Origin of the sequence: Bradyrhizobium sp. CIR48, from assembly GCF_014198315.1 — a bacterium.
In the GTDB taxonomy this organism is placed as follows: domain Bacteria; phylum Pseudomonadota; class Alphaproteobacteria; order Rhizobiales; family Xanthobacteraceae; genus Bradyrhizobium.
Map to the genome: position 1 here is coordinate 616362 of NZ_JACIHG010000003.1, position 15174 is coordinate 631535.

A 15174-nucleotide genomic window follows, 5' to 3' on the forward strand; every position below is an offset into this window, starting at 1 on the left:
GGTATTTTTTTAGCCGCGCACCGCTTCAGCGAGCGGCCTCGCTGCGTTGCTTGCGACCTTCGCGGCGGCGCTCTGAATAAAGCCGCCGCCGAGCACGCGCGCCTGCCCTGAGGGCGCGTCGTAGAACACGCAGGCCTGGCCGGGCGAGACGCCCTCCTCGCCGGCGACGAGCTCGACCTCGTAATGACCATCGCTGCCGCGCAACCATGCCGGCTGGGGGCTGCGGGTCGAGCGCACGCGCACGAACAATTCGAGGCCGGCGCCGATGGCGCGGTCGATGTCGCCGCCGCCGATCCAGTTGACGTCGCGAAGAGCGATGCGGTGCATCTTCAAGGCATCGCGCGGGCCGACGACGACGCGGCGGGTGGCGGCCTCCAGCCGCACCACGAACAGCGGCGCGTGGGCGGCGATGCCGAGGCCGCGGCGCTGGCCGACGGTGAAATTGGCGATGCCGTTATGCCGGCCGAGCACGCGTCCATCGAGATCGACGATATCGCCGGGGTCCATCGCATTGGGACGCAGCCGCGTGATGATGTCGGTGTAGCGGCCCGTCGGCACGAAGCAGATGTCCTGGCTGTCGTGCTTGTCGGCGACGGACAGGCCAAAGCGGCGCGCGAGCTCGCGCGTCTCGGGCTTGGTCATGTCGCCGAGCGGGAAGCGCAGGAAGTCGAGCTGTTCTTGCGTGGTCGCAAACAGGAAATAGCTCTGGTCGCGGTCGGCGTCGGCCGCGCAGACCAACGCGCGCGAGCCGTCTTCGCGGCGGCGCGAGGCGACGTAATGGCCGGTGGCGAGCGCCTGCGCGCCGAGCTCGCGCGCGGTCTTCAGGAGGTCGCGGAACTTGACGCTGCGGTTGCACTCGATGCACGGCACCGGCGTCTCGCCGAGCGCGTAGCTGTCGGCGAAATTGTCGATGACGGACTCGCGAAAACGATCCTCGTAGTCGAGCACGTAATGGGGAATGCCGAGTTTTGCCGCGACATCGCGGGCGTCGTGGATATCCTGGCCGGCGCAGCAGGCGCCCTTGCGGTGGGTCGCCGCGCCATGGTCGTAGAGCTGCAGAGTGATGCCGACGACGTCGTAGCCTTCCGCCTTCAGAAGCGCAGCCGTCGTCGAGGAATCGACGCCGCCCGACATGGCGACGACGACCCTGGTGTCCTCAGGACGGCCTTCGAGATCCAGACTGTTGAGCATGGGCCTTAAGGGTTGTGACGGCGTGCGGCGATCCGCGATTTCATGCTTCTCGCGGGACGTCGGCGATCCCCGGGAACTATAGTTCCCGCAAGGCACGACTGCCCGGTCGAAAGCGGCTGAGAGTAACCTCTTTAATATAGGCGGCATTCCGGTGAAGCAATCACGGGGGCGGCCAGCTTAGGGCAATTCTTGCCGGGGAGGCAGAAATGGCGGGGTGGCGACGGGCCCTGCGGCGACGGGCTTTAATAATTAAGATATTGATTTTGCTATACAAATATACTTGGAAGGGCAGTGGCCCGCTCCTTGCTCCCCTGAGGCCGAAGATGTTTCCAAGGGGTCCCCTGTGGTCAGTCGTACGTCAGATGTCGTGGCCAGCGTGCAAGTGTCGAGCGCGCAGCAAAAGCCTGCGCGGTCGCAGAGCACCAGGGAGCCGTCCGCGAACGACTCCTTCGGGTCGCTGGTCGACAGCAACACCCAGGCGATCAACACCAATGCGGCCTCGCAGGCCCAGGATAGCGCGCCGCGGCGGAACGATTCGTCCTCCGCGGACAAGGGCCCGCGCGACACCTCATCCACCGATCAATCCTCGCAGAGCAGGGCGAGCGACGACACCGACACCTCCGCGCCCGCCAGAAACGACAAGACGAACGACAAGGCGAACGACGCGACCACCGATGCGGCCAAGGACGCCGGCACGGTCAAGGACAAGTCCGAGGCGTCAGACGCCAAATCGGCTGATGCATCCGAGAAAACCAAGGACGACCAGACCGAGGGCACCGACACGCTCACCGCCGCAATCGATGCCGCGACAACGGCACCGGCCGACGCGGCGCAGGCTGTGCCCGATCCGAACGCGATCGTGGTTGCCGCGCCGGTCGTCCCGGCCGATCCCAACGCGGCTGCGAACCAGGCCGCCACCGCCTCGCCGCTGACGATCGCCGCCGCCGGCATCGCCGCCAGCGCCTCGACCGCGGCGCAGATCGCGGGCACCAAGACCGACACCGCCACGCCCGCCGACAAGAGCGCCAAGACCGCCGGCGCCAAGGTCGATGCCGACACCACCGCGACGCTGGCGGATGCCGCGACCGGAGCAACCGACGCGGCCACGACCGACGCCAAGGCGACCGGCGGGCTGATCCCCGTCAACCAGGGCACGCCGAAGACCTCGTTCCAGGCCGCCGTCGCCACCGCGCAAGGACAGTCCGACGTCTCCAATATCGGCCAGGACGCCGGCACGGCGAACCCCGCCCCGACGCAAGCGCCGGGCACTGCGACCGCCAATGCCGACGCGCATGCGCAAAGCGCCAAGCCGCAGGCAGATGGCGCAGCGACCGAGGCGAAGCCCGGCGCAGCGGACCGTACGCCCGACGCGATTCCGGCTGCACCCGCCGCCCAGGCCCATGCCAATGCGCACGCCGCCTTCAACACCACCGACACCAGCGCGCAGGCCGCCTCCGCGATGCAGGCGCCGCTGACCAACACGACCTCGACCGCGTCCGCTTCGACCGCGACGCTGACCGCGACCGCGGCCAGCGCGACGGCGGTGCCGATCAACGGCGTGCCGATCGAGATCGCGGCCGCCATCCGCTCCGGCAAGTCCCGTTTCGACATCAGCCTCGACCCGGCCGAGCTCGGCCGCATCGACGTCCGCATCAATGTCGACCGCAACGGCAACGTCACCTCGCATCTCACGGTGGAGAAGCCGGAGACGCTGCAGATGCTGCGCCAGGACGCGCCGCAATTGCAGCGCGCGCTCGACGATGCCGGCCTCAAGTCCGGCAGCAACGGGCTGTCCTTCAGCCTGCGCGACCAGAACTCATCGGGCCAGAACTCCGGCCAGAACAACGACAATGGCGGCAATGCCCGCCGGCTGATCATCAGCGAGGACGACACTGTTGCCGCCGCACCCGTCGGGCGCGGCTATGGCCGCATGTACGGGCCGAGCAGCGGCGTCGACATCAGAGTGTAAAGGAGTATCCGACATGACCACCACGACTGGCGCTACCGCTCCTGCTGTCGTCTCCGGGACGACCGACCTGCCGAAATCCTCCTCGTCGAACTCGCTGAGCTCGACCACGGGATCGACGCTCGCCGGCAATTTCCAGACCTTCCTGACGCTGCTGACGACGCAGCTGCAGAACCAGAACCCGCTGGATCCGCTCGACACCAACCAGTTCACCCAGCAGCTGGTGCAGTTTGCCGGCGTCGAGCAGCAGCTCAAGACCAACGATGCGCTGTCGCAGCTCGTCACCCTGCAGCAGACCACGCAGGCGACCCAGGCGCTGGGCTTCGTCGGCAAGACCGCTCTGGTCGACGGCTCGACCGCGAGCATGACCAAGTCGACCGCCACCTGGCATCTCAACGTGCCGACCGACTCCACCGTCGACATCACCGTCGCCAATGCCAGCGGCCAGACCGTGTTCACCGGCAAATATACCGCCGCCGCCGGCACCGACATCCCCTTCACCTGGAACGGCCAGGGCAATGACGGCACGCAATGGCCCGACGGCAAGTACACGATCACGGCGACGGGCAAGGACGTCGCCAACAACACTGTCGGCATCGCCGCCCAGGTGCAGGGCGTCGTGTCGTCGGTCGACCTGACCCAGTCGCCGCCCCTGCTCACCATCGACGGCGCCAGCTACACCCTGAGCCAGGTGAAGAGCATCATCGCCACCAGCAGCAATTAAAGGTGCGCGCCGCGCGCCAAACGTCATCCCCGCGAACGCGGGGATCCATGGCCCCAGGGAGAAGTTTGGCGAAGACCAGGGGTTAGGAAGTCATTCTTGGTACTGCTGCCCGCGTCTCATCGATAGATCACGCGGTATGGGTCCGTGCTTTCGCAGGGACGACATTGAGGGCCTCCGCAACACCGCGCTGCGGCACCATTCGTTAGTAAAGTATTTACGAAGACCCCCTCGACCGGCCCGGATTCCACCGTTCCGCCGGCCGACACGGCGCCGTTCCAGCCATTTTCAACGAGAATTGTATTGAAGCCTTAGGCTTAGCGGATTTTTAAGCCGCCGGGCGTAGGGTTACGGGCGTGAGTTCAGTGGTTGAGAGTTTGTGAGTACGCCATGACAGAACCCCATCGCCCGAGGGTAAAATACGTCATCGGGCCGGACGGCAGTCCGTTGACGATCGCGGATCTGCCTGCACCCGGCACCAAACGCTGGGTCATCCGCCGCAAGGCCGAAGTCGTCGCCGCCGTCCGTGGTGGACTTCTCTCGCTCGAGGAGGCCTGTAGCCGTTATACCCTGACGGTCGACGAATTCCTCTCCTGGCAGTTTTCCATCGACCAGCATGGTCTGGCGGGTCTTCGCACCACCCGCATCCAGCAATATCGCCAGTAGGCGATCCGGAAATCTGCGGCTTTTGACGAAAATCGGCCTCGCCCTGCGAGGCCGATTTTTTTCATATCCGCCCTTTGCGCGACTTTTGTCCGACCTCTTAACCTTCGTTAACCATATCGAAACCATCACCTAGGCAATAATTGCCCAGTCGGCCTTTCCGGTGAAAGCGGCCGAATCTGTTGGGGCGGTTGCTTGCAAGGTCTTGCGGACTTTTTGAAGAGTATCGGCGCCGCCCGGTTCGGGGCGATGATCGCGGTCACCGCCGCGCTCATCGGCTTTTTCGCGTTCGTCATCATGCGCGTCACCACGCCGCAGATGACGACCCTGTTCACCGACCTCAGCGTCGAGGATTCCTCCGGCATTATCAAGGACCTGGAACGCCAGGGCATCCAGTTCGAGATCCGCAACGAGGGCAGCATCATCATGGTGCCCAAGGACAAGGTCACCCGCCTGCGGATGAAGCTCGCCGAGGGCGGCCTGCCCAAGGGCGGCGGCGTCGGCTACGAGGTGTTCGACAAGTCGGACGCGCTCGGCACCACCTCCTTCGTCCAGAACATCAATCACCTCCGCGCGCTGGAAGGCGAGCTCGCCCGCACCATCCGCGCCATCGACCGCATCCAGGCCGCCCGCGTCCATCTGGTGCTGCCCGAGCGCCCGCTGTTTGCGCGCGAGGCGCCGGAGCCGTCGGCCTCGATCGTGGTCCGCGTCCGCGGCTCGCTGGAAGCCCAGCAGATCCGCGCCATCCGCCACCTCGTCGCTTCCGCCGTCAACGGGCTGAAGCCGCAGCGCGTCTCGATCGTCGACGAGGCCGGCCAGCTGCTTGCCGACGGCGCCGCCACCGATCCTGAGCAGGCGGTCGGCGACGAGCGCCGCATCTCGTTCGAGAAGCGGATGCGCAAGCAGGTCGAGGACATCGTCTCCTCCGTGGTCGGCTCGGGCCGCGCCCGCGTCCAGCTCTCCGCCGATTTCGACTTCAACAAGATCACCCAGACCTCGGACAAGTTCGACCCCGAGGGCCGCGTGCTGCGCTCGAGCCAGACCCGCGAAGAGCAGAGCATGACCGCCGACAACAACGGCCAGGTCACCGTCAACAACGAGCTGCCCGGCAACCAGCAGAACAACGGCGTCGCGGCCAAGGACCAGAGCAAGAAGTCCGAAGAGACCAACAATTACGAGATCTCCCGCACCACCAAGACCGAAGTGACCGAGGCCGGCCGGGTCAACCGCATCTCGGTCGCGGTGCTGGTCGACGGCATCTATTCCAAGAACGACAAGGGCGAGCTGGCTTACCAGGACCGTACCAAGGAGCAGCTCGACCGCATCGCCACGCTGGTGCGCTCGGCGATCGGCTTCGACCAGAAGCGCGGCGACCAGGTCGAGGTCGTCAATCTGCGCTTTGCGGATGCGCCCTCCACTGCCCCGATCGGCGAGCCCGGCGGCTTCCTCGGCATGCTCCAGTTCACCAAGGACGACGTCATGTACTTCGTCGAGCTCGGCGTGATGATGCTGCTCGGCCTGATCGTGCTGTTCCTGGTGATCCGCCCGCTGGTCAAGCGCATCCTGGCCTCCGACGAAGTCGCCGCCGCCATCTCCGGCGTTCTTGCCGGCCCGGCGGCCTCGGAAGAGAGCGCGCCGGCCGGCCAGGCACTGCTGCCGAGCGGCACCGCCAGCGCGATCGACGTCGCCACCATCCAGGGCCAGGTCCACGCCCAGTCCGTTCATCGCGTCGGCGAGCTCGCCGAGCGCAACCCCAACGAAACCGTCGCCATCATCCGCCAGTGGCTGACCGAACCAGCCAAGTAATCCCAGTCAAGTAATCCCAGCCAAGTAATCCTAGCCAAGTAATCCTAGCCAAGTGAATCAAGAAGTGATCTGACATGGCCGCCAGTCTGCAAAACGCCAACTCGAACGACATCACCAGCGTGATCTCCACGCTCGGCCAGCGTGCCGGCAACCGCGCGGGCGCTCAGACCGAGGCGGTGACGGGACCCAAGCGCGCCGCGATCCTGATGCTGGCGCTGGGCGAGCAGTATGGCGGCAAGATCTGGTCGATGCTCGACGACGACGAGGTGCGCCAGCTTTCGCTGGAGATGTCGACGCTCGGCACCGTCGAGGTCGACACGGTCGAGGACATGTTGCTGGAATTCGTCTCGCGCATGTCGGCCTCGGGCGCGCTGATGGGCAATTTCGACGCCACCGAACGGCTGCTGCAGCAATACCTGCCGCCGGAGCGCGTCAACGGCATCATGGATGAGATCCGTGGCCCCGCGGGGCGCAACATGTGGGAGAAGCTCTCCAACGTGCAGGAAGAGGTGCTCGCCAACTATCTCAAGAACGAATATCCGCAGACCATCGCAGTGGTGCTGTCGAAGCTGAAGCCGGAGCATGCCGCGCGTGTGCTCGGCATCTTCCCCGAGGAGCTTGCGCTCGACGTCGTCAATCGCATGCTGAAGATGGAAGCGGTGCAGAAGGAGGTGATCGAGAGCGTGGAGAAGACCCTGCGCACCGAATTCATGTCCAACCTGTCGCAGACCCGCCGCCGCGACGCCCACGAGGTGATGGCGGAAATCTTCAACAATTTCGACCGGCAGACCGAAACCCGCTTCATCACCTCGCTGGAAGAGGACAACCGCGAATCGGCCGAGCGCATCAAGGCGCTGATGTTCACCTTCGACGACCTCGTGAAGCTGGATTCCGGTTCGGCCCAGACGCTGATGCGCAACGTCGACAAGGACAAGCTCGGCGTCGCACTCAAGAGCGCCAACGAGGACGTCCGCAACTTCTTCTTCGGCAACATGTCATCGCGCGCGGCCAAGATGCTCCAGGACGACATGGCGGCAATGGGCCCGGTCCGGCTGCGCGACGTCGACGAGGCCCAGGCGCTGCTGGTCAACCTCGCCAAGGACCTCGCTGCCAAGGGCGAGATCATGCTGACCAAGAACCGCGCCGACGACGAGCTGGTGTATTGATGGCCGCTCCGGCAAAATTCCTGTTCGATACCGACTTCGCGGCGCCCGAGCGGACGACGCGCGAGAAGGCCGCGACCGCCGCGGAGATCGCCCAGAAGGTCGCGGAAGCCGAGGCGCGCGCCTATCAGGACGGCTTTGCCGCCGGCCAGCAGGAGGCCAAGGCCGAGAGCGACCGCCGCGTCGCGCTTGCCATGGAAGAGATCAATATCGGCATCCGCGGCATCGCATCCGGCATCGGCAACATCGAATCCAAGATGGAAACCGAGGCGGTCGACGTCGCGGTGGCGGTCGCGCGCAAGCTGTGCGCCGACCTGGTCGCCGCCGAGCCGCTCGGCGAGATCGTCGCACTGGTCAAGGACTGCTTCTCGCATCTGGTCGCGACGCCGCATCTGGTGGTCCGCATCAACGACGCGCTCTACGACAGCGCACGCGAGAAGATCGAGCGGCTCGCCAAGCAGAGCGGCTTCGAAGGACGGCTGGTGATCCTGGCCGAGCCGGAGATTGCGACCGGCGACTGCCGGATCGAATGGGCCGATGGCGGCGTCGTGCTGGAGCGCGGCGCCATCGCGGCCAAGATCGACGAAATGGTTGGACGCTATGTCGCGTCCCGCAGGGGGAGCTAAGCCATGAGCGACACCGACGGACAGGTCCCGCTGCCCGATCTCAACGGCCCGATGCCGCCCACCGGCACGGACGTCGGCTACAACGAGGACGAATACGCGGCGCGTGCCGCCGCCGACCTCGAGGCGGTGTTCGACGTTCCCGTGCAGGTCTCGGCGGTGCTCGGCCGCTCGAAGATGGACGTCAGTGAGCTGTTGAAGCTCGGACCCGGCACCGTGCTCGAGCTCGACCGCCGCGTCGGCGAGGCCATCGACATCTACGTCAACAACAAGCTGGTCGCCCGCGGCGAAGTCGTCCTGGTCGAGGACAAGCTCGGCGTGACCATGACCGAAATCATCAAGACCGAACGCAGCTGATAGCGCGCGCGACCAGACGGACAGGAGACTGACATGCGGCTTCTCATCGTTGGCACATTGAAGGGCCAGCTCACCACCGCCACCAAGATCGCGATGGACAACGGCGCCACCGTGACCCATGCCGAGGATCACGAGCAGGCCATGCGGGTGCTGCGCGGCGGCAAGGGCGCCGACCTCCTGCTGGTCGACGTCGCCCTCGACATCCGCGACCTCGTGATGCGGCTCGAGGCCGAGCACATCCACGCCCCGATCGTCGCCTGCGGCATCACCAACGACGCCCGCGCCGCGGTCGCCGCGATCCACGCCGGCGCCAAGGAATACATCCCGCTGCCGCCGGAGCCGGAGCTGATCGCCGCGGTGCTGGCCGCGGTCGCCAACGATTCCCGCGAGCTGGTCTATCGCGACGAGGCGATGGCGAAGGTGATCAAGCTGGCGCAGCAGATCGCCGGCTCGGACGCTTCGGTAATGGTCACCGGCGAGTCCGGAACGGGCAAGGAAGTGCTGGCCCGCTACGTCCACACCCGCTCGGCCCGCGCCAAGCGCCCCTTCATCTCGATCAACTGCGCCGCGATCCCCGAGCATCTGCTGGAATCCGAGCTGTTCGGCCACGAGAAGGGCGCCTTCACCGGCGCGGTCGCGCGCCGCATCGGCAAGTTCGAGGAGGCAACCGGCGGCACGCTGCTGCTCGACGAAATCTCCGAGATGGACGTCCGCCTGCAATCCAAGCTCTTGCGCGCCATCCAGGAGCGCGTGATCGACCGCGTCGGCGGCACCAAGCCCGTGCCGGTCGACATCCGCATCATCGCGACCTCGAACCGCAACCTCGCGGAAGCGGTGCGTGAAGGCACGTTCCGCGAGGACCTCCTGTTCCGCCTCAACGTCGTGAATCTGAAGATCCCGCCGCTGCGCGAGCGCCCCGCCGACATTCTGGAGCTCGCCCAGCATTTCGTGAAGAAATATGCCGAGGCCAACGGCGTGCCGATGCGCCCGATTTCGGCGGAGGCGCGCCGCGTGCTCTCGGCCAACCGCTGGCAGGGCAACGTCCGCGAGCTCGAGAACACCATGCACCGCGCGGTGCTGATGGCGCAGGGCGACGAGATCGGCCCCGACGCCATCATCACCCCGGACGGCGACCGCCTCGACCTCGCCAAAACCGCGCCGGCGGTGGCGCACGCCACGATGGCCGCCGAGCAGGTGACACGCGCGCTGGTCGGCCGCACGGTTGCGGATGTCGAGCGCGACCTGATCCTGGAGACGCTGAAGCATTGCCTCGGCAACCGGACCCATGCCGCCAACATCCTCGGCATCTCGATCCGCACGCTGCGCAACAAGCTCAACGAATATTCCGACGGCGGCATCCCGATCACCCCCGCGGGAACGCCGGGCGAGTATCCGCGGATGCCGATGATAGGGGCGTAGGGCGGCGCCCACTCTGGTTGAGATAATCGCGAATGCCCGGGCTGGTCCCGGGCATTTTGTTTGTGCACCGAACCCACCGCGCTCCCGCTGTCGTCCCTGCGAACGCAGGGACCCATAACCCCAGGAAGGCGTTTGGCGAAGACTCGTCGTTCGGTACTCCTACCGCCGTCAACCGATAGATTCCGCGGTATGGGTCCCTGCGTTCGCAGGGACGACGGCGGTGGACATGGCGGCATCGCATTCTCCGACTAGGTCGCGCCGGCGCAACGCCCTATAACCCGCATGAAAACCAACGCGGAGAACTCCATGTCTCAAGCTCAAATCACGGATTGGCTGGCATCGCAGAAGCAGGCGATGATCGATCTGCTGCGCGATGTCGTGAACATCGATTCCGGGTCCTATGACAAGGAAGGCGTCGATGCGGTCGGTGCGCGGTTCGAGCGGCATTTTGCCGAGCACGGCATTCCGTTCCGGCGCGAGGCCAATGCCACGTTCGGCGACGCCATCCATGCCGACGTCGCAAAACCCGGCAGCAACGAGAAGCCGGTGCTGTTGATGGGCCATCGCGACACCGTGTTCGGCAAGGGCGAAGCTGAGCGGCGCCCGTTCACGATCAGGGACGGCCGCGCCTATGGGCCTGGCGTCGCCGACATGAAGTCCGGCGTCGTGATGAACATCTTCGTCGCGACCGCCTTCCACAAATTCGGCGGCAATCCGCATCCGATCAAGCTGCTGATCACCTCGGACGAGGAGATCGGCTCGCCCTCCTCCCGGCCCGTGATCGAGCGCGAAGGCCGCTCCGCCCGCGCCGTGTTCAATTCCGAGCCGGGCCGCCCCACCGGCAACGTCGTGACGGGACGCAAGGGCGGCATCTTCATGCATCTGGCCATCACCGGCAAAGCCGCGCATTCCGGCGCCAATTTCGCCGCCGGCGTCAGCGCGATCGGCGAGCTCGCGCACAAGATCGTGCAGATCCACGCACTCACGGATCTCGACAAGGGCATCACCCTCAATGTCGGCCTGGTCTCGGGCGGGCAGTCCGTCAACACCACGGCGCCTTACGCCGAGGGCCAGATCGATCTGCGCTACGTCGATCCGGCCGATCGTGCCCGGGTGATGGACGCGATCCAGGCCATCGTCGCGAAATCTTACGTGCCGGGCACGCGTGCGACGCTGACCATCAAGGGCGAGTTCGTGCCGGTGGTGCAGAGCGCGGATTCAAAGGCGCTGTTCGAAAACTATCAGGCCGCAGCAAGAGAGGTCGGCCTCACCACGCTGCAGGGCGAGTTCTCCGGAGGCTGCGCCGATTCCGGCTTTACCGCCGCGGTCGGTACGCCGACGATCTGCGGCCTGGGCCCGGTCGGCGGGCTCGCGCACACGCCGGAGGAATATCTCGATATCGACAGCATCGTGCCGCGCGCGCAGGCGCTGGCGCTGGCGATTTTGCGGGGGTAAAGGCCGTAGGGTGGGCAAAGGCGCACTTGCGCCGTGCCCACGATTTGCCCGCGCTGGATGGAAGTCGTGGGCACGCTTCGCTTTGCCCACCCTACGGGACCGCGCGCGTTCGCCTACGAATAACTCGGCGCGTCCGGCTTGCGGAAGATGTGGATGGGATCGCCGGGGATGATCACGGACTGGCCCGAGAACATCGCGTAGGCGTAGAGCGCGAGATAGGCGATCGCCAGCGCGCCGATGGCATAGAACGCCCAGGTCGCGACGCGCTTCATCGATCCGCTCCATTGCCGTCCCGGCGGGAGGCTCAGGCGCTTCTAGAGCGATGAGGGGGAAAAGGCCAGCCTTCCGGCCCGCCTGCCCGCGCGATCAAAGGCCGCGCCGGCCGTGCGCGGGAACGCTCACTTCGGCAAGCCTGGCGGCGTCCTCGTCCTGGTCGACCGCCACGTACTGGCCGTGCCAATAGGCCAGCGCCGCAGTCCGCGCCGAGCTCCTGATGTCCCTGACACGGCCGATGACGATGCCGTGCGAATGCCGCTCCACGATCTCCTCAACCTCGCAATCGAAGGCCGACAGCGCGCCGACGAGCAGCGGAACGCCCGAGACCGCCGTCACCCATTTGGCACCTTTGAAACGATCGGCGCCCTTCAGCCCGCCCTTGCCGGCAAAGCGTTCGGCGACATCGAGCTGGTCGGCATTGAGGATGTTCACCCCGAAGGCGCTGTGCCGCCGGATCAAGGGGAAGGAGGAGGCATCGCGGTTGATGCTGACCAGCAGCGTCGGCGGCTCGACCGACAGCGAGGTGACCGAGGTCACCGTCATGCCGGTGACGTCCTTGCCTCGCCCAGCCGTGATGACGCTGACGCCGCCGGTGAGATGGCGCATGGCGCCGCGGAAATCGGCGGACGAGACGGGGATTTCAGTCATGAGATCGCGGGGTACTACATTCATGGCATGGTCCCCGAGGTGGGGTTCCCTTGTATTTAGGTACGATCGTCCGCCGACAACAGGTGGCTCAGGATCGAGCCCTCCAGACCCGCAAGCTCGGCCGAGCCGCGCTGGCGCGGCCGGCCCGCGTGAACCACGACATCATGAGCGATGCGGCCCTCTTCGATCACCAGCACCCGGTCCGCCAGCGCCACGGCTTCGGCGACGTCATGGGTCACCAAAATCGCGGTAAAGCCCTGATCGCGCCAGACGCGCTCCAAAAGGCGCTGCATCGAGATCCGGGTCAGAGCATCCAGCGCGCCGAGCGGCTCGTCGAAGGCCAGCACGCGGGGACTCGAGACCAGCGCGCGGCCGAGCGCGACGCGCTGCTTCTGTCCGCCCGACAGCACCGAGGGCCACTGGTCGCGCTTGTCGGCGAGACCAACCTCGGTCAAGGCCTTCTCGGCGCGCGCATGCGCATCGCCTGAAGCGCGATCGCGGCCGAGGCCGACCTCGACATTGGCCAGCACGCGAGCCCAGGGTAACAGCCGCGGCTCCTGGAACATGACGCGGATGTCCTCAGGCTGAATGTCTTTTGGTTGAGTGTCCTGGCCGAAGCTGATGCTGCCGGCATCGATCTTGTCGAGGCCCGCGATGAGGCGCAGCAGCGTGCTCTTGCCGCAACCGCTTTTTCCCACGATGGCGACGAACTGGCCGGCGGGGATGTGCAAATCGATACCGCGCAGCACCTCGTTGCTGCCGAAGGATTTGCGCAAGCCCCGGATGCTGAGCGGCAGGCCGCTGGTCTGCACCTCGCGCACTATGCGGGCGTGAGGCGCAAAATTGACGCGGCTGGCGAGCTCGGTTTCGGGAAGGGACGTACGAACGGCTGTCTGCATGTGATTCCCAGTATGTCTCAACGTTTCTGGAAGGCGGGGTGCCAGGAGAGCGTCAAACGCTCCAGCACGCGGGATGCGCTGTCGGCGAGCTTGCCGAGCAGGGCGTAGATCAGGATCGAGAGCACGACGACGTCGATCAGCATGAACTCGCGCGCCTGCATCGCCATGTAGCCGAGGCCCGACGAGGCCGCGATGGTCTCGGCGACGATCAGCGTCAGCCACATGATGCCGAGCGCGAAGCGGATGCCGACGAAGATCGACGGCAGCGCACCCGGGAAGATCACGCGACGGAACAGTTCGCCGTCGGTCATGCCGTAGATGCGGCCCATCTCGATCAGCTGCGGATCGACGGTGCGGATGCCGTGCAGCGTGTTGAGGTAGATCGGGAAGAACACGCCCAGCGCCACCAGGAACAGTTTTGCGCTCTCGTCGATGCCGAACCAGAGGATGACGAGCGGGATCAGCGCCAGGTGCGGCACGTTGCGCACCATCTGCAACGTGGTGTCGGTGAGCTTTGCCGAGAGCTGCGACAGGCCGTTGGCGAGTCCGAAGGCGAAGCCGATGCTGCCGCCGATCAAAAAGCCGATCGAAGCGCGCCAGAACGAAACCCAGATGTTGCGGACGAGCTCGCCGGAGAGCAGCAGCTTCCAGCCGGCCATCAGGACGTCGCTCGGGGCCGGCAGCACCCGCGTCGGCACGAAGCCGGTGACGCTGGCGACCTGCCAGAGCGCGATGATGGCGAGCGGCACGATCCACTGGATCAGGCCGTTGACCCCCGGCAAACGAAAGCTGCGCGGAAGTGAAACGCTGTCGATCACGCTCATGACTGCGACACCCGATGTTGCGGACGGAAGTCGCTGCCGACCGTCTCGCCGAACGGACCGCCGTTGAAATGCAGCCTGGTCACGTTGGAGGGCTGCTCGAGCGAGAGCAGCGGGAATACCAGCTCGGCAAAGCGATAGGCCTCCTCCAGATGCGGGTAGCCCGACATGATGAAGGTATCGATGCCGATGTCCTGATACTCCCTGATGCGGGCCGCGACGGTCTCGGCATCGCCGACCAGCGCCGTCCCGGCACCGCCGCGCACGAGGCCGACGCCGGCCCAGAGGTTCGGTGCGATCTCGAGCTTGTCGCGCTTGCCGCCGTGAAGCTGCGCCATGCGCTGCTGGCCGACGGAGTCCATGCGGGCAAAATTCTTCTGCGCCAGCGCGATGGTGTCGTCGCTGACATGCTTGATCAGCTCGTTCGCGGCACGCCAGGCTTCCTCGTTGGTCTCGCGAACAATGACATGAAGGCGGATGCCGAAGGACAGCTTGCGGCCGCGCGCGCTAGCGACCTCCCGCACCTTCGCGATTTTTTCGGCCACCAGCGCTGGCGGCTCGCCCCAGGTGAGATATTTGTCGACGGCATCGACGGCGACGTCGATGCCGGCATCGGACGAGCCGCCGAAATAGAGCGGCGGGCGCGGCGACTGCACCGGCGGAAACAGCAGCTTGCCGCCCTCGACATGGATGTGCTTGCCCTCGACATTGACGGTCTTGCCGGCGAGCAGATCGCTATAGACGTTGAGGAACTCGCGGGTGACCTCGTAGCGCTCGTCATGGCCGAGGAAGATGCCGTCGCCCTTGTTCTCGACGGGATCGCCGCCGGTAACGACGTTGACGAGCAGCCGGCCGCCCGTGACGCGATCGAGCGTCGCCGTCATGCGCGCGGCGACACCAGGCGATTGCAGGCCGGGCCGGACGGCGACGAGATAGCGCAGCCGTTCGGTGAACGGCGCAACTGACGAGGCGACGATCCAGGAATCCTCGCAAGATCGCCCGGTCGGCAGCAGCACGCCGAAATAGCCGAGCTGGTCGGCGGCCTGCGCGATCTGGCGCAGATAGTTGAAATTGACCTCGCGGCCGCCGATGCCTGTGCCGAGATAGCGGCCGTCACCGTGGGTCGGCAGGAACCAGAGGATGTTGGCGTTGGGTTGCTTTGTCAT

The 15174-nt window shown here is 65.9% G+C and carries 15 protein-coding genes; 9 read left to right on the plus strand and 6 right to left on the minus strand.

What is annotated here, in order from left to right; genetic code table 11:
* Positions 1 to 9: 9 nt before the first annotated feature.
* A complete protein-coding gene (mnmA, locus tag GGD66_RS12830; protein WP_092260470.1) occupies positions 10 to 1191 on the minus strand; it encodes a tRNA 2-thiouridine(34) synthase MnmA in 1182 nt (393 codons plus the stop codon).
* Between the two features lie 343 nt (positions 1192 to 1534).
* On the opposite strand from mnmA, the gene GGD66_RS12835 reads away from it, so the two are divergent.
* From GGD66_RS12835 to GGD66_RS12875, 9 genes are all read left to right on the plus strand, one after another.
* Positions 1535 to 3160 (plus strand): flagellar hook-length control protein FliK, encoded by a 1626-nt coding sequence (locus GGD66_RS12835; protein WP_183257962.1) that lies wholly within the window; start codon positions 1535 to 1537, stop codon positions 3158 to 3160.
* 13 nt (positions 3161 to 3173) lie between these two features.
* Positions 3174 to 3881, plus strand: coding sequence for a flagellar hook assembly protein FlgD (locus GGD66_RS12840; RefSeq protein ID WP_183257963.1), 708 nt, complete (start codon positions 3174 to 3176; stop codon positions 3879 to 3881).
* Positions 3882 to 4268: 387 nt separating this feature from the next.
* Entirely contained in the window at positions 4269 to 4544 is a 276-nt protein-coding gene (locus GGD66_RS12845) for a DUF1153 domain-containing protein (RefSeq protein WP_002714638.1), read from the plus strand.
* A gap of 192 nt (positions 4545 to 4736) precedes the next feature.
* Positions 4737 to 6347 (plus strand): flagellar basal-body MS-ring/collar protein FliF, encoded by a 1611-nt coding sequence (gene fliF, locus GGD66_RS12850; protein WP_092260464.1) that lies wholly within the window; start codon positions 4737 to 4739, stop codon positions 6345 to 6347.
* Positions 6348 to 6421: 74 nt separating this feature from the next.
* Positions 6422 to 7513, plus strand: a complete 1092-nt coding sequence (gene fliG, locus GGD66_RS12855; protein ID WP_018318403.1) for a flagellar motor switch protein FliG — start codon at positions 6422 to 6424, stop codon at positions 7511 to 7513.
* A complete protein-coding gene (locus GGD66_RS12860) occupies positions 7513 to 8136 on the plus strand; it encodes a FliH/SctL family protein (RefSeq protein ID WP_018318402.1) in 624 nt (207 codons plus the stop codon). The genes fliG and GGD66_RS12860 overlap by 1 nt, the downstream gene beginning before the upstream one ends.
* A gap of 3 nt (positions 8137 to 8139) precedes the next feature.
* Complete coding sequence (gene fliN, locus GGD66_RS12865) at positions 8140 to 8490, plus strand: flagellar motor switch protein FliN (RefSeq protein WP_018318401.1); 351 nt, start codon at positions 8140 to 8142, stop codon at positions 8488 to 8490.
* A 33-nt stretch (positions 8491 to 8523) separates the two neighbouring features.
* Positions 8524 to 9909, plus strand: a complete 1386-nt coding sequence (locus tag GGD66_RS12870) for a sigma-54-dependent Fis family transcriptional regulator (protein ID WP_018318400.1) — start codon at positions 8524 to 8526, stop codon at positions 9907 to 9909.
* A 306-nt stretch (positions 9910 to 10215) separates the two neighbouring features.
* Positions 10216 to 11364, plus strand: coding sequence for a M20 family metallopeptidase (locus GGD66_RS12875; RefSeq protein WP_183257964.1), 1149 nt, complete (start codon positions 10216 to 10218; stop codon positions 11362 to 11364).
* 113 nt (positions 11365 to 11477) lie between these two features.
* Here GGD66_RS12875 and GGD66_RS12880 read toward each other — a convergent pair whose 3' ends face one another.
* The 5 genes from GGD66_RS12880 to ssuD form a co-directional block, all read right to left on the minus strand.
* Positions 11478 to 11636, minus strand: a complete 159-nt coding sequence (locus GGD66_RS12880) for a hypothetical protein (protein WP_183257965.1) — start codon at positions 11634 to 11636, stop codon at positions 11478 to 11480.
* A 94-nt stretch (positions 11637 to 11730) separates the two neighbouring features.
* Positions 11731 to 12312 carry a flavin reductase family protein gene (locus GGD66_RS12885; protein ID WP_092260458.1) on the minus strand — a complete coding sequence of 194 codons (582 nt, stop codon included), beginning with the start codon at positions 12310 to 12312 and terminating at the stop codon, positions 11731 to 11733.
* A gap of 32 nt (positions 12313 to 12344) precedes the next feature.
* Entirely contained in the window at positions 12345 to 13187 is an 843-nt protein-coding gene (locus GGD66_RS12890) for an ATP-binding cassette domain-containing protein (RefSeq protein WP_183257966.1), read from the minus strand.
* A gap of 17 nt (positions 13188 to 13204) precedes the next feature.
* The gene (gene ssuC, locus GGD66_RS12895; protein ID WP_183257967.1) at positions 13205 to 14011 is read right to left on the minus strand and encodes an aliphatic sulfonate ABC transporter permease SsuC; all 807 of its coding nucleotides are present in this window, start codon (positions 14009 to 14011) and stop codon (positions 13205 to 13207) included.
* The gene (ssuD, locus tag GGD66_RS12900; RefSeq protein ID WP_183257968.1) at positions 14008 to 15174 is read right to left on the minus strand and encodes an FMNH2-dependent alkanesulfonate monooxygenase; all 1167 of its coding nucleotides are present in this window, start codon (positions 15172 to 15174) and stop codon (positions 14008 to 14010) included. Before ssuD ends, ssuC begins: the two co-directional genes overlap by 4 nt.